The sequence below is a fragment of the Litorisediminivivens sp. KMU-197 genome (genome assembly GCF_056858395.1).
Window position 1 is genome coordinate 1 of the sequence record NZ_JBXEQG010000006.1, and the last position, 14540, is coordinate 14540.

The window sequence follows — 14540 nt, forward strand, 5'->3', positions numbered from 1 at the left end:
AAGCTCGGAGCATCTTGGTCTTTGCCATCGGGATCGGGACCCTTGAGAGCCGCGCGAAACGCAAGGATGCATCGATCAAGGAGTTCTTGGACGAGAAGTGTAGGTGTATCGTTCATCTTACCATGAGGTCACCGCCCCGACCGAAGGCATGCACTCCGCCGGGGGGATCATTGAATGTTTCAGAATGAACGCGCGTGTTCGAAGCTGCGCGTAACCCCATGTTTTGAAGGGGTTCAAGTGACGGAGCTTGCGAAAACCGACACTGCAAAATTTTTTCGCATGCGGGAATTTCAAGCATGCTATGAGGATGACAGGCCTCTGCATGACATCCTCGCAAGCAAAAAAAGTTGCGCGCGCACATTATGACGTCGCGTCAAAACTATACTCAAAACTGTTAGATGATAGTCAAATTCATGTTTAAGTTGCACTCGCAAAATCGCGCGACTCAGAATCCTTGGTCACAGCCTGCTGGTCAGCTCGAATCTGCGTCATGCAGAGGACACCGAGTGCATTGTACCCGCCTTGCAATTCGCGAGGCAGACCATGACGGGGCTTGAGGCTAGCGTAGCAATCAGCGCCACGGCCGAGGTAAAGCCAAGCCGGCCCTGCAATCCTCTTGCCATAATGACCGTCAAAATTTCTTTTGCAACCACCCCAACCCGTGTGTATAACAATTACTGTCGGACACTAAAGGGCAGAATGATGGTCACCACCTCAAGTCGACAGCAAAGGACTTCTCCGAAAAGCGTTCCGGGCTTGGACCAGGATCGTTTGCAGGCGTACCTCATGCGTCACGGGATCGTTCTGAACCCGGGCGCCGCCCCTCAGAAATTCGCCGCCGGCTATGGAAACATGAACTTCCTCCTTCAAACTGAAGGCGGACCCCTTGTATTGAGGCGTCCTCCGCCCGGTCCGGTCCCACCTGGGGCCAACGATATGGCCCGCGAATACCGTATCCTTTCAAGCCTCCACCCGGTGATGCCGTTAGTCCCGAAGGCCGCGCTGTTTTGCGATGATCTGTCGGTCGTCGGCGCACCGTTTCTAATGATGGAATATCGCCCGGGCTTGGTTATCGGTGAGTCAATACCGTCGGACACTATTGGGAATTGGCGAGCCAGCGAGCAGATTGGCGCCGCCCTCGGCCGCAGGATCACCCATGTGCTGTCCGAACTGCACGCGGTTGACGCCGAAGCCTGCGGCCTCGGCAACCTTGGGCGGCCCGACGGCTTCGTGGAACGCACCCAACGCGGCTGGAGCAAGCGCGCACGGCTGGCCTGGGACAATGCGCCGGAGGACCTGACCGCGCTGCTAGACTGGCTGGATGCCCACCCGCCCGAAACTTCGCGTGCGCCCACCCTGATTCACAATGACTTCAAACTCGACAATATCATCCTCGATCCGGACACCCTTGAACCTCGGACCCTGATCGATTGGGATATGGGCACGCTGGGCGATCCGCTTTATGACCTCGCGGTCTTGCTCAGTTACTGGACCGAGGCCGGAGATCCTGAGGCGATGCACCAGTTGCGCCAGATGCCCACGGCACGCCACGGCTTTCCCACTCGCGAAGAGGCCGCGACGCTTTATGCCGAGGCGAGCGGACGCAGACTGACCGATTTCACCTATTACCGCGCGCTGGCCACATTACGCCTCGCCGTCGTGTTTCAGCAGCTCTACCGCCGCTACGAGAGCGGCGGCACCGATGACCCGGACTTCGCCCGCTTCGACGACCTTTCCCGGGGCCTGCTGAGCTTCGGCCTGCAGGTCGCCCGCGGTGACTATTACTGAAAAGGACTGCCCATGATCTCTTTCGAGCCCACCCCTGAACAGGATGCGCTGCGCCAGCGGATCGAGAGCTTTGTCATGGAGCAGATCGTTCCCTATGAGAAAGACCCGCGCAACACCTCCCACGGCCCCACCGAGGAACTGCGGATCGAGCTGAACGCTCTGGCCCGTGAGGCGGGGCTGTTCGCGCCGCATGTGCCGCAGGAATGGGGCGGTCTGGGGCTGGATCACGTCAGCATGGCGATTGCCTTCGAGGCTTGCGGGTTGTCCCCGCTCGGGTCTATTGCGATGCATTGTGCCGCGCCCGACGAGGGCAACATGAACCTGCTCGACAAGGTCGCGACCGAGGCTCAGAAACAGCGCTGGCTGAAGCCCTTCGCGGCCGGTGAATTCCGCTCCTGCTTCTCGATGACCGAGCCTTGGGGGGCCGGCGCCGATCCCTCCGAGTTGAAAACCAAGGCCCGTTATGACGGCGAAGATTTCGTGGTCAGCGGCGTCAAATGGCTGATCACCGGGGCGCAGGGCGCGGGCTTTACCATCATCTTCTGCGACGTGGAGGCCGATGGCGACAGGCCCGGCGGCCCGACCATGCTGATCTCGGACATGGACGCCGACGGCATCAGCCTGACACGGCAGCTTGATACGCTCGACAGCTCCTTTACCGGCGGCCACTGGGAGGTGACCTTCGACAATCTGCGCGTCCCGGCCGAGAACGTGCTGGGCGAGGTTGGCGAAGGCTTTCGCTACGTACAGGTCCGGCTGGCCCCGGCACGGCTGACCCATTGCATGCGCTGGCTCGGCGGCGCGATGCGGGCGCAGGGGGTTGCACTGGATTACGCTCGCAAGCGCGAGGCCTTCGGCAAGCCCATCGGGCGGCACGGCGAGATCGGCGCCATGCTGGCCGAAAACGAGATGGAACTGCAACAGAGCCGGCTGATGATCTGGTGGGCCTGCGCCCTGCTCGACAAGGGCGAACACGGGCGCCACGAAAGCTCGATGGTCAAGACGGCGGTGTCCGAGGCGCTGTTCCGCGTGGCCGACCGTTGCGTGCAGGTGCTGGGCGGCATGGGCGTGACCGGCGATACGGTGGTCGAGCAGATCTTCCGCGAGACCCGGGCCTTCCGCATCTATGACGGGCCGTCCGAGGTTCACAAATGGGCGATCTCGCGCCGGATCATGAAGGGTTGAACCGCTTCAGGGGAGGAGCAAGCATGCAACGTGTTGAGATGACGAGCTACGAGGCCGCCTGCGCGCGCTTCGAATGGCAGGTGCCGGAGACGTTCAACTACGGCGGCGACGTGGTGGATGCCTGGGCGGAAGACCCCGAGCGCATGGCGCTGATCTGGGTCAACGACGCGGGCGAAGAGCGGCGTTTCACCTATGCCGACATCCGCGACCTGACAAACCGCTTCGCCAATTACCTGACCGCCAAGGGCGTGCGGAAAGGCGACCGCGTGCTGATCATGCTGCCACGCATCCCCGAGTGGCAGATCGCCATGGTCGGTTGCAACAAGATCGGGGCCATCCCGATCCCTTGTGTGACCATGCTGACCGAGAAAGATGTGACCTATCGCATGGAGCATTCCGGCGCGGTGGCGGTGGTGACAACCGCTGCGGAGACGCACAAGATTGCCAGCGGCGCCAAGGTCCGGCTCTCCGTCGGAGCGGCAGAGGGCTGGGATGACTTCGAGACCGAAATGGCGCGGCACAGTGCCGATTTCACTCCGGTCCGGGTCGAGGCCGAAGACCCGGCGATCATGTTCTACACCTCCGGCTCGACCGGCCTGCCAAAGGGCGTGCTGCACGCCAGCCGGGCGCTGTTTTCCTGGCGGGTCTCGGCCTGGTACTGGCTGTCGCTGACCGAGCAGGACGTGATGTGGTGTACCGCCGACACCGGCTGGTCGAAGGCCGGCACGTCGATCCTCTACGGCCCCTGGAGCTGCGGCGCGACGGTACTGTTCTATGACGGTCCGTTCGACCTTGAAAGGCGGCTGGAGCTGCTCGAGCGTTACAAGGTCAGCGTCTACTGCGCCGCCGCCACCGAGATCCGGCAGCTGGTGCAGGTGGATACTTCGGGCCATGACCTTTCGGCGCTGCGGCTGTCGGTCTCGGCAGGCGAGTCGGTGAATCCCGAGATCGTCAGGGCGTGGTCGGACAAGACCGGCGCGCTGCTGCTCGACGGCTACGGCCAGACCGAGACGCTGATGACCGTGCTCAACTATCCGCAGATGGAGGTGAAGCCCGGCGCGATGGGCAAGCCGTTGCCGGGCACCGAGGCCGCGATCCTGGGTGAGGACGGGCGTCAAGCCCCTGCCGGCACGCCCGGTCAATTGGCGATCCGCTGCCCGCACCCGCAGTTGATGCTGGGCTACTGGAACAACCCCGACAAGACCGCCGAGAGCTACCAGACCGTCGATGGCGTGACCTGGTTCCTGACCGGCGACACCGCCAGCATGGATGCCGACGGCTACCTGTTCTTCGGCGGACGCGACGACGACGTGATCAATTCGTCGGGCTACCGCATCGGGCCGATGGAGGTGGAGAATGCCTTGATGGAGCACGAGGCCGTGCTGGAATGCGCCGCCGTCGCCAGCCCCTGCGAGACCCGCGGCGAGGTGGTGAAGGCCTTCATCATCCTGAAGTCCGGACATACCCCGAGCGACGCGCTCGCCAAGGAATTGCAGGATTTCACCAAGGCCCTGACCGCGCCCTACAAGTACCCGCGCCGGATTGCCTTTGTCGACGCATTGCCCAAGACGCCCACCGGCAAGATCCAGCGGCGCTTGTTGAAGCAGCAGGAGTTCGCGGGGCAGCCGGCATGAACTGCCTCGATCGGCCAGAGGCGCGCACCGCAGCCGAAGCCATCACCTCGCGTCGCTCGGTCAGGGCCTTCCTGCCCGAGCCGGTCCCGCGCGAGACCCTCTGGCGCATCCTGGAAATCGCCGGGCGCGCGCCCAGCGGCTCCAACATCCAGCCCTGGCACGTGGACGTGGTGACGGGACCTGCGCTGGACAGGTTGACCACCGCGATCACCGCGCGGTTCGACGCCGGTGATGCGGGCGAGGAAACCTATCAGTACTACCCGGCCCCGTTGCGCGAGCCCTACCTGGCACGGCGGCGGGAAACCGGCTGGGGCCTCTATTCCACCCTCGGCATTGCGCGGGGAGACACGGCGCGGATGCGCGCGCAGCTCAGGCGGAATTTTCTGTTCTTCGACGCGCCGGTGGGGCTGATTTTCAGCATCGACCGGGACCTGCCGATTGGAAGCTGGCTCGACACCGGCATGTTCCTGCAAAGCATCATGATCGCGGCGCGGGGTTTCGGGCTGGACACCTGTCCGCAACAGGCCTTCGCGGCCTATCATCAGACCATCCGCGAGGTGTTGGCCCTACCCGACGATCGCACGGTGATCTGCGGCATGGCGCTGGGCCACGCCGACCCGTCCGATCCGGCGAACCGGTTCAAGACCGGGCGCCTCGGCGTCGAGGACTACGCACGGTTTCACGACTGACACACAGCCTGACGTCCTTTGCGCAACCATCCCGGCCTCGCGCCGGGACCTCCTGGTCAGCCGAGCGAGAGGCCCCGGATCAAGTCCGGGGCGCGGGATCGCCTCTGGCAACCTTCCGCGCTCAGTCGAAGCCTTCGCCCTGGTGTTCCCCGACCCCCGGCGCCCGCCGCAGCGGTGCATTGTCATAGGCCGAGAACTTCACCGGCTGGCGCAACACGGGTTGCACTATCCCATCCTGCCGCGTGACCTCGTCAAACAGCCCGCGCGTCCGGAACTGCGGGTCCTCTGCGAGCTCCTCACGCCGCAGCGCAGGCCCCCACATCTGCCCCGAGGCCTCGAACAGCGCCTCCCAATGCGCGAAAGGCTTGTCCCGGATGCGTGCGGCGATCTTCGCGACGAGCTCATCGCGCCGGGCCACACGCTCGGGACGGGTCAGACCCACACCCTCCGTCATCCCCACATCGCGGCACAGTTGATCCCAATAGGCATCTTCATGCGCCACCGAGGTGGTCAGCCAGCGGCCGTCGGCGGTCTCGTAGAGCGCATAGCCCGGATCGCGCTGCGGCAGGCTGGCGTCCTCAGCGGCATCGGCGGCAATGAAGGGTGTCTGCAAGGCCAGAACCGCGTCGCTCATGGCGATGTCGACATGGGTGCCCTGCCCGGTCCGCTCGCGGGCCAGCAAGGCCGACAGCACGCCGGTCAGCGCATAGAGCGCCGAGACGCTGTCGCCCAGCAATACCGCCGGAGGCAGACCACTCACCGCCCCGCTGATGCGCTCGCCCAAAGCGCCGCCGATCCCCTGGAAGGTCAGATCATGCGCGGGGCGCATCCGGTAGGGACCGCTCTGGCCGAAGCCCGATATCGACACGTAGATCAACCGCGGGTTCACCGCGCTCAGGTCGTCGTAGCCAAGCCCAAGCTTCGCCAGCTTGCCCGGCCGAAAGCCTTCGAGAAACACGTCGGCCTGCTCGATGAGCCGCATTAGTTCCTTCTTCTGCGCCGGGTCGCGCGCGTCCAGAGCCACCGAGCGCTTGTTTCGGTTCAGCCCTTCGTAGAACGACGGCAGAAACCGCGAGGGATCGCCGCCCGGCCGCTCCACCTGGATCACATCGGCGCCCATGTCCGACAGGGTCAGCGTACAGAATGGCCCGGGATATTGCTCAGCCATCGAGACGACCTTCAGCCCCTCGAGGGCGCGCGGTTTTCGCTCTCTCATCAGATCGCCCAGCTCTGCGCGTCGTCGACCGTCAGCGCTTCGCCATTGACGAAATGACTGCGCGGATCGACGAGAAACAGCAGCGCGCTGTCGAGATCCTTCGGCTCGCCCACACGGCGGCGCGGCAGCTTCGCGAGCTCGGACTTGCCTTGGTCGGTGTCCCAGAATTCATCGTTGATCGAGGTGCGGATATAGCCCGGACAGAGCGCGTTGACGCGGATGCCGTGCTGGCCCCATTCCAGCGCGTGACCAGCGGTCAGATTCCGGATCGCGGCCTTCGACATGGTATAGAGCGACACCCCTTTGGCGACCCGCGTCGACAGCATCGAGGAGACGTTGACGATGCACCCCTCGCGGCCCTCGTCGATCCAGCGCTCGGCGCAGAGCTGCGACAGCCGCCAGGGCGCACGGACGTTGACCGCCATGGTCTGCTCGAAATCCTCAAGCGTCGCCTTGTGGGCGCGGGCGGGCCTGCTGATGCCGGCGTTGTTGACCAGAATGTCGGGCGTCCCCATCTGCTCGGACACGGCGGCGATCAGCGCATCGGGTGCGGCGGGGTCCGCGGCATCGAAACCGAAGGCCTGCGCCTTGCCGCCCTCTGCCGTGATCCGCGCCACCAGATCGTGAAGCTTGTCGGCGCTGCGCGCGGCCACAGCGACGGCGGCGCCCTGCCCGGCCAGCGTCAGGGCAAACTGATAGCCCAGCCCCGACGACGCGCCGGTCACCACCGCGATCTTGCCTTCAAGCATGTGTTTTCTCCTCCGAACCTGCGATTGCCATGAACGCTATCACGCACATTAGTGTCCGACAATAATAGAATGACGCGTCATGCGGCTTCGCCGAAGAAGCGCGCCTGCAAGGTCTGCCTGACCGAGGAGTTGCGGGTCAGTTCGATGAACCGGCGCACCTCCAGCCGCAGCGCCGGCTCGATCGGCATTTGCAGCCCGTGATAAATGGCTTCGGCAATCAACCTTTGCTCGGGTCGGTCGGCCACACCATCGCGGGTCAACCCGGCGTTCAGCGCGTGGAAGTACCGCTCGATCTCCGGGGCGGATGGCCCACGATAACCCCGCGCCATCCACGGCTGTTCGGCTGCGGGATTGTCCAGCAGCCACCGGCGGGCGGCATCGCGCAAGGCACCTGCAGGGACATCATCGGTCAGCAACCGCAAAGATCGCGCTTCCGCCACGTCGTAGGTCACCCCCTGCAACATGTCCGCCGTCACCCGCTGCCATGGCGCCAACCGCGCCAGACGCTGAGTGCCACCGAAGCCCGGCATCAGCCCGAGCCCGGCCTCAGGCAGGCCGAGCTTGATCGCCGGATCGTCCACGGCGAACCTGGCATGTGCCGCCAGCGCCATCTCGAAACCGCCGCCCAGACAATGCCCGTTGATCGCTGCGGCCACCGGCTTGCCACAGGTCTCCAGTCGGTAAAGGCTGTCCTTGACGCGGGCCATGACGGACCAGAGATCCTCGGCCGACATGTCGAAGAAACCGCCGACCATGCGCAGATCTGCGCCGGCATGAAACGAGGCCTTGCCGGAGGTGATCAGCACGCCGCGAACACTTGGGTCCGAGGCCACCTGGTCCACAAAGCCCACCCATTCCGAGATGGCCTCAGTGGAAAACACGTTGACCTTGCGGTCCGGATCGTCCCAGCACAGCTCTGCAATGCCATGGCCGTCGATGCCCAGGGTGATGATCTGGCTCATGCGCTTTCTCCCTCCATCCGTTCGATCACCATGGCGATCGCCTGTCCCGTCGCGGCGCAAAGCGTGGCGCAGCCGAATTGCTTGTCCGCGCGCTCCAACTCGTCGAGCAGCGTGCCCAGGATCATGGCGCCCGTGGCCCCCAGCGGATGGCCCATGGCGATGGCCCCGCCGTTGACGTTCATCCGGTCCGGACTGACGCCGGTTTCCTCCTGAAAATAGAGAACCACCGAGGCAAAGGCTTCGTTCAACTCCCACAGGTCGATGTCGGCGTAGCCCAGCCCGGCCTGATTCAGCGCCCGGTCGCAGGCGGCCTTGGGCCCGGTCAGCATGATCGTCGGCTCGGACCCCACCGAGGCCAGCCCGAGGATGCGGGCGCGGGGCGTCAGGCCGTTATCCTTGCCAGCTTTCTCAGACCCCAGAAGAACCGCAGCCGCGCCATCGACGATCTGCGAGGAATTGCCGGCATGGTGGACGTATTTCAGGGCGCCAATCTCGGGGTATTTCTGTTCCGCAACAGCGTCATATTCCATTTTCTTCGCGTAGCGCTCAAAGGAGGGGTTCAGCGCGCCCAGGGACTGCATGTCCGCCCTCGGCCGGATCGCCTCGTCGCGGTCGAGCACGGTCAGACCGTTGCGGTCCTTGACCGGCACGATGGAGGGGGCAAAGCGCCCCTCCTCCCACGCGCGGCCGGCGCGCCGCTGGCTTTCCACCGCCAGGGCGTCCACGTCGTCGCGGCTGTATCCCCGCAGCGTGGCAATCAGGTCGGCCGAGATGCCCTGCGGAACCGACTTGCGCGGGATGGCGATGCCGGGATCGGCCAACACCGGCATGCCCGACGACAGCATCGGAACCCGGCTCATCATCTCGACCCCGCCGGCCACGGCCAAGCCGACCTCGCCGCTGGCCACCTTGCCCGCCGCGATGGCGCAGGCTTCCAGCCCCGAGGCGCAAAAGCGGTTGATCTGGACGCCGGGAACCGCCTCATCATAGCCCGCCTCCAGGGCCGCCGTGCGCGCAATGTCGCCGCCCTGATCGGCCACCGGATCGACGCAGCCGAGCACTACGTCGCCGATGGCCGAGGTGTCGAGGTTCGACCGTTCCTTCAAGGCTTTAAGCGGAACAGTGGCCAGCTCCACCGGGCTGAGTTCCGCCAGCGCGCCGACCGAGGCCTTGCCTTTGCCGCGCGGCGTGCGAACCGCGTCGAAAATTCGAACATGTTGCATGGTCAGCCCCTATTTCGCGGTCATACGCAGCGCGCCGTCCAGCCGGATCACCTCGCCGTTCAGCATCGGGTTGGCAAAGATCGCGGCAACCAGGTCGGCAAACTCCTCGGCCTTCCCGAGACGCGGCGGGAACGGCACCTTGGCGCCCAGCGAGTCCTGCACCTCCTGCGGCAGACCGGCCATCATCGGCGTCTCGAAAATACCCGGCGCGATGGCCATCACGCGGATGCCCGACCGCGCCAATTCCCGCGCCGCAGGCAATGTCAGGCTGACCACGCCGCCCTTGGACGCCGCATAGGCCGCCTGCCCGATCTGGCCGTCGAAGGCCGCAACTGAGGCGGTGTTGACGATCACCCCGCGCTCTCCGTCCGGCCCCGGCTCGGCCACTGCGATGGCCTTGGCCGCGAGCCGCATGGTATTGAAGGTGCCGACAAGGTTGATCGAGACTGCACGTGCGAAGCTGTCGAGATCATGCGGCCCGTCGCGACCTACGATCTTTTCGCCGGGTGCGACGCCGGCGCAATTCACCAGCCCATGCAGGCCGCCGAAGCGGGTTTTCGCGGTCTCGATGGCCTCTGCTACCTGATCAGCGGAGGTCACATCGGCCTTGGCCATCACCTTGCGGTCATCCTCTGATGCACCGTCAATGTTGATGTCGAGCCCGACCACATTCGCCCCGCCAGCGATGAGCCGGGTCACGACCCCCGCGCCTAGACCGGAGCTCGCGCCGGTGACCAGTATCGTCTTGCCTGTAATGTCCATGCCGTCCTCCCTCAGTGGCTTGGCTCAGATCGATAGAGCGTGTCCGCATGGCAAACAATGACATTTCCGTTCCATTTTATGACCGAAAATGCCATATGAAAGCCATGTCAGACCTCACGGCACCGGTCTCTCCGGTCTTCATCGACGAAGCCTTCGACTGCGCCCGCCGCGCCGGTCTCGATGCCACGCCGATTGCTCATCGGATTGCGCCGGACGGGCCGATGACGCTGGCGCAATACGGGGAATTCTGGTTCGCGCTCGCTCAGGAGTTGCAGGGTGAAATGCTGGGCATGACCGCGCATCCGATGCGGCCGGGCAGCTTTGCGCTGATGTGCCATGCCATCCGCGGCGCGCCGACCCTCGGCAAGGCGCTGGAGCGCGCGCTTTGGGCCTTGGGCGTGATGGTTGGTGCCCCGCATGGGACCGTCACGGTCCGAAACGCGCAGGCCATCATCGCCTTTACCGACGACGGACCGCCCGCTTCGGCCTTTGCCTATCGCACGCTTCTGATCGTGTTGTTGGGACCGCTCTGCTGGCTGGCGCGGCGGCGATTGCCCTTGGTGCAGGTGGCCTTTCGCTGCGCCGCGCCCGAGGGGGCCGAGGCCTATTCGCGCCTGTTCGGCACGCAAGTTCAGTTCGACGCGCCGGAAACGCAGGTGGTGATTGACGCCGCGCACCTGACCCTGCCGGTCAACCGCAGCGAGGCCGCCCTGAAGCGCTACCTGAAACAGGCGCCCGGCAACCTGCTTGTGGGCTATCGCGGCATGGACGACGTGACCGGGCAGGTGCGCGCGCTGCTGTCACGCAAGTCGCCGCGGGACTGGCCGAACTTCGACAGTCTCGCCCGGCAGTTCCGCATGTCACCCAGCACCTTGCGACGGCAGTTCAAGGATCAGGGCGAGAGCTTTCGCAAACTGACGTCCGAATTGCGCGCAGCCAAGGCCCAGTACCTTCTGGCCGCGACCAACATGCCGGTTGCCGATGTGGCCGATTTCTTGGGATATGCCGAGCCGAGCGCCTTTTTCCGGGCCTTCCAGAGATGGGCCGGGACCTCTCCGGCGCGGTATCGGGCGGAGAGCCGACAGACTCCTACTGTGTCCGACGATATTTCATAATCCGGAAAATGTCTCGCATTAGCGTCGGTCAGCATGTAAGCTGACGTGGCGTAGTTTATCGTGAAAGTTGCCCATGAAACTCGACCTCGACACCACTGCCGATCTGCCCGTGTTCCGGCAGCTGGCGCTTGCCCTGCAACAGAAGATCCTCTCCGGCGAATTGCAGCCCGGGGCCCGCATGCCCGCCGAAACCGCGCTGGCCAGTGAGAATGGCATCCACCGCTCGACCGTGCGCGAGGCGATCCGGTCGCTGGAACAGCAGGGCCTGCTCTACCGTGAAGAAGGCAAGCGCAAGCTTTTCGTGTCCCGCCCGGATACCGAAGAGCTGTCGCGCCGGCTGGTGACGCCCTTGGTGATGAACGGCGTCACCTTCGAAGAGATCTGGGAGGCGATCCGCGCGCTCGACCCGGTGGCGGCCGAGGCCGCGGCGAACAGGCGCAATGCTGAAAATCTGGCAGCGTTGGAAGACAATATCACCCGGACCAGAGCGGCGATGGACGACCCCGACGCCTTGGTCAAACTGGATATCGAGTTTCACGAATTGATCGCTCTGGCCGCCAACAACCGGGTGATCCAGTCGCTGAGGCTGCCGATCAGCGACCTGTTCTACCCGTCGTTCCAGACGGTGATGACCAGCCTCAACGCCAGCGAACGCCTGCTGACCGCGCATGAGAAGATCCTTCACGCGATCAAGTGGGGTGACGCGGACGAGGCGAAGGCCTGGATGATCAAGCACCTCAACGACTTCCGCAAGGGATATGAACTGGCCAGCCTCGATATCACCGATCCGGCGGTCTTTCCGAAGGCGCGGGAGGCTTGAGGCTCAGGCCGCCAGTTCGAGGATTTGCATCACATCGTCCGCGCCGGCAATCGGGCGCGGGTTCTTCGGCACCCAAGGGGTGTGAAGCGCGGCCTCTGCGATATCGGAGAAAACATCCCGCGAGATACCGTTGGCGAGCAGGCCACGTGGCTGACCGAGGCTTGCAATCAGCTGGTGCAGGAGGTTTGAGGCGGGCTCTGACGCATCCCCCAGCGCCTCGGCCACCAACGCCTGGCGGTCCGCGTTGACGGAGGCATTCCACGCCATCACCGCAGGCAGCATGAGACAAGACGTGTGGCCGTGCGGGATGCCGTATCTGGCGCCCAGCACATAGCCGATCCCGTGGCTCGCCCCCATTGGTACGCCGCTGGTCAGAGGCCCCATCGACAGCCAGGCCCCCAGCAGACAGTCCTGCCGGGCCTGCAAATCAGAAGCGTCCCCCTTGATGCGCGTCAGCCCGTCCGCCAACAGCCGCAATCCGTTCAGCGCCTGAGCGTCGCCGAAGGGGTTGGCCTCCTGCGAACAGATGCCCTCGACGCAATGGTCGATGGCGCGCACGCCGGTGGACAGGAACAACCATTCGGGCGTGTGTCGCGCGACCTCGGCATCGAGGATCACCACACGCGGCATCAGACCCGGATGGCGCAGCATCTCTTTGGTGCCCGTGGCCTCGTTGGTGACGCCGGCGATGGCGCTGAACTCTCCGGCAGAGAGCGTCGTGGGGATGGAGATTTGCGGCACAGCAGGGGCCGCGACCTCGCCGGCAAGCAACCGGTCGATGTCCTGAACGGTCGAGACGTCATTGGCGAGGCAGAGCGCCACCGCCTTGGCCCCGTCAGTGGGGGAACCGCCACCGATGGTGACGATGAGATCGGCCCTGACCTCCTGCGCCGCAGCGGTCGCCTCAATCACATCGCCGCGCGGCACATGCGCGCCCATCCGGTCAAAGACTCCGGCGCAGCGCGCGCCCAGGGCAGACTTCAGTTTCTCGACTTCGTCGGTCTCGCGACAAAGCGTGCCGCTGGCCATGACGAAGACGCGCCGCGCGCCAAGCCGCTCGGCCTCGGTCGCCACGGCCTGCGCGGCGGGGGTGCCGTGGATCACGGCCTCCATGGGGGTGAGCGCAATTCGGGTCATCGGCCTCTCCAATCAAAGTGGCAGCGCACCCGGGGAGCAAGGGCGCGCTGCCGGACGGGCATATCAGTCGACGGCGATCACGTCGCCGAACAATGCCCAGTTGCCGCCATCGAATTTCATCAGCGACATCGCCTCAATCGGCGCGAAATCATCCTCGGCGGTATTCACCGTGATCCCGGGCAGCAGCATCGGTGCCTCGAAACCCTCGAGATTGGAGGCCACCCGCATCAGGTTTTCCCGCGTCAGTTCATCGCCCGCCTGCGTCAGCACATGCTCGATGGTGTAGGCGGTGGAATAGCACGACCAGTCCCACCAATTGCCCTCCGAGGCCTTGGGGAAATAATCGGCCTTGAAGGCCTGCCATGCCTGCACGTCCGCATCCTCGGCATAGGCGGGGTTGGTCGGCTCCTTCAGGTACTGGGTCGAGATGATGTCGGTGGAATGATCCAGCCCCGCGGGCTCCAGCACCGCCGATTTGGCGTTTGACACCGAGACAAGGAATTGCGTCGCATCCCAACCGATCTCGCCTGCCCGCCGGATCGCCTGTGCCGCGAACTTGGGCGAGGCGACGTTGAAGAACACATTCGCGCCGCTTTCCTTCAGGGTCGACATCTGGCTGTCGACCGTGGCCGCCGAGGTGTCGTAGCTGACGGCCGAGACCACCATGCTCTCATCGCCCAACTGGTCGATGAAGGCATCCATGTAGTCGCGGCCGAAGTCGTCGTTCTGGTAGAGAATGCCGATCTTGGCGTCGGGCATGTTCTCCTTGATGTACTTGGCATAGATCCGCCCCTCCGCCGCGTAGCTGGGGATATAGGGCATGGTCCAGGGATAGTTCTCGGGGTCGTCCCATTTCGACGCGCCTGTGGTCAGGAACAGATGCGGCACCTTGCGCTGGTTCATGTAGCGGTGGATGGCCGAATTCGTCGGCGTTCCGATGTTGCCCGCGATGAACAGCACGCCTTCGCGCTCGACCAGCCGCCGGGCCTGCTCCAGCATCTTGGCCGGGTTGTAGACGTCGTCCTGCACCGAGACGCTGACCTTGCGGCCGTTGATGCCGCCCTTGTCGTTGACCATGTCGAAATAGGCCGCGATGCAGGTGCCGGTCGAGCCATAGGCCGAGGCCGGGCCGCTGAGCGGCACGATGGTTCCGAACTTGATCTCGTCGTCCGAGGCGCCCTTGTCATAATTGGCCGCCATTGCGCCGTTGGCGAGGGTGAGGCCCAAAACGAGGGCAGTGGTTGATTTCAGCATGGTCGG

Annotated in this window: 13 protein-coding genes; 6 read left to right on the forward strand and 7 right to left on the reverse strand. The window is 64.6% G+C overall.

What is annotated here, in order from left to right; translation table 11 throughout:
- Positions 1 to 786 precede the first annotated feature (786 nt).
- From AC04PT_RS13640 to AC04PT_RS13655, 4 genes are read left to right on the forward strand one after another with little or no spacing between them, the layout of a single operon-like run.
- Positions 787 to 1788, forward strand: a complete 1002-nt coding sequence (locus tag AC04PT_RS13640; protein WP_482874473.1) for a phosphotransferase family protein — start codon at positions 787 to 789, stop codon at positions 1786 to 1788.
- Between the two features lie 12 nt (positions 1789 to 1800).
- Positions 1801 to 2973: an acyl-CoA dehydrogenase family protein gene (locus AC04PT_RS13645; protein WP_482874260.1), complete on the forward strand. Its 1173-nt coding sequence runs from the start codon at positions 1801 to 1803 to the stop codon at positions 2971 to 2973.
- A gap of 23 nt (positions 2974 to 2996) precedes the next feature.
- Positions 2997 to 4607 (forward strand): acetate--CoA ligase, encoded by a 1611-nt coding sequence (locus AC04PT_RS13650; protein ID WP_482874261.1) that lies wholly within the window; start codon positions 2997 to 2999, stop codon positions 4605 to 4607.
- Positions 4604 to 5296, forward strand: coding sequence for a nitroreductase (locus tag AC04PT_RS13655; protein WP_482874262.1), 693 nt, complete (start codon positions 4604 to 4606; stop codon positions 5294 to 5296). Before AC04PT_RS13650 ends, AC04PT_RS13655 begins: the two co-directional genes overlap by 4 nt.
- A gap of 121 nt (positions 5297 to 5417) precedes the next feature.
- On the opposite strand, the gene AC04PT_RS13660 is transcribed toward AC04PT_RS13655, so the two are convergent.
- The 5 genes from AC04PT_RS13660 to AC04PT_RS13680 form a co-directional block, all read right to left on the reverse strand.
- The gene (locus tag AC04PT_RS13660; protein ID WP_482874263.1) at positions 5418 to 6512 is read right to left on the reverse strand and encodes a CaiB/BaiF CoA transferase family protein; all 1095 of its coding nucleotides are present in this window, start codon (positions 6510 to 6512) and stop codon (positions 5418 to 5420) included.
- Positions 6512 to 7261 (reverse strand): SDR family oxidoreductase, encoded by a 750-nt coding sequence (locus AC04PT_RS13665; protein ID WP_482874264.1) that lies wholly within the window; start codon positions 7259 to 7261, stop codon positions 6512 to 6514. Before AC04PT_RS13665 ends, AC04PT_RS13660 begins: the two co-directional genes overlap by 1 nt.
- Before the next feature lie 77 nt (positions 7262 to 7338).
- The gene (locus tag AC04PT_RS13670) at positions 7339 to 8223 is read right to left on the reverse strand and encodes an enoyl-CoA hydratase/isomerase family protein (RefSeq protein ID WP_482874265.1); all 885 of its coding nucleotides are present in this window, start codon (positions 8221 to 8223) and stop codon (positions 7339 to 7341) included.
- Positions 8220 to 9446, reverse strand: a complete 1227-nt coding sequence (locus AC04PT_RS13675) for an acetyl-CoA C-acetyltransferase (RefSeq protein ID WP_482874266.1) — start codon at positions 9444 to 9446, stop codon at positions 8220 to 8222. Before AC04PT_RS13675 ends, AC04PT_RS13670 begins: the two co-directional genes overlap by 4 nt.
- 9 nt (positions 9447 to 9455) lie before the next feature.
- Positions 9456 to 10208, reverse strand: coding sequence for an SDR family NAD(P)-dependent oxidoreductase (locus AC04PT_RS13680; protein ID WP_482874267.1), 753 nt, complete (start codon positions 10206 to 10208; stop codon positions 9456 to 9458).
- A 104-nt stretch (positions 10209 to 10312) separates the two neighbouring features.
- Here AC04PT_RS13680 and AC04PT_RS13685 point away from each other — a divergent pair, with 104 nt between their 5' ends.
- Together AC04PT_RS13685 and AC04PT_RS13690 are read left to right on the forward strand one after the other, a co-directional pair.
- Positions 10313 to 11323, forward strand: coding sequence for an AraC family transcriptional regulator (locus AC04PT_RS13685; protein WP_482874268.1), 1011 nt, complete (start codon positions 10313 to 10315; stop codon positions 11321 to 11323).
- Positions 11324 to 11396: 73 nt separating this feature from the next.
- Entirely contained in the window at positions 11397 to 12143 is a 747-nt protein-coding gene (locus AC04PT_RS13690; RefSeq protein ID WP_482874269.1) for a FadR/GntR family transcriptional regulator, read from the forward strand.
- A 3-nt stretch (positions 12144 to 12146) separates the two neighbouring features.
- Here AC04PT_RS13690 and AC04PT_RS13695 read toward each other — a convergent pair whose 3' ends face one another.
- Both AC04PT_RS13695 and AC04PT_RS13700 read right to left on the reverse strand, forming a co-directional pair.
- Positions 12147 to 13280 carry an iron-containing alcohol dehydrogenase gene (locus AC04PT_RS13695; protein ID WP_482874270.1) on the reverse strand — a complete coding sequence of 378 codons (1134 nt, stop codon included), beginning with the start codon at positions 13278 to 13280 and terminating at the stop codon, positions 12147 to 12149.
- Between the two features lie 63 nt (positions 13281 to 13343).
- Positions 13344 to 14534, reverse strand: coding sequence for an ABC transporter substrate-binding protein (locus AC04PT_RS13700; protein WP_482874271.1), 1191 nt, complete (start codon positions 14532 to 14534; stop codon positions 13344 to 13346).
- Positions 14535 to 14540: the final 6 nt, after the last annotated feature.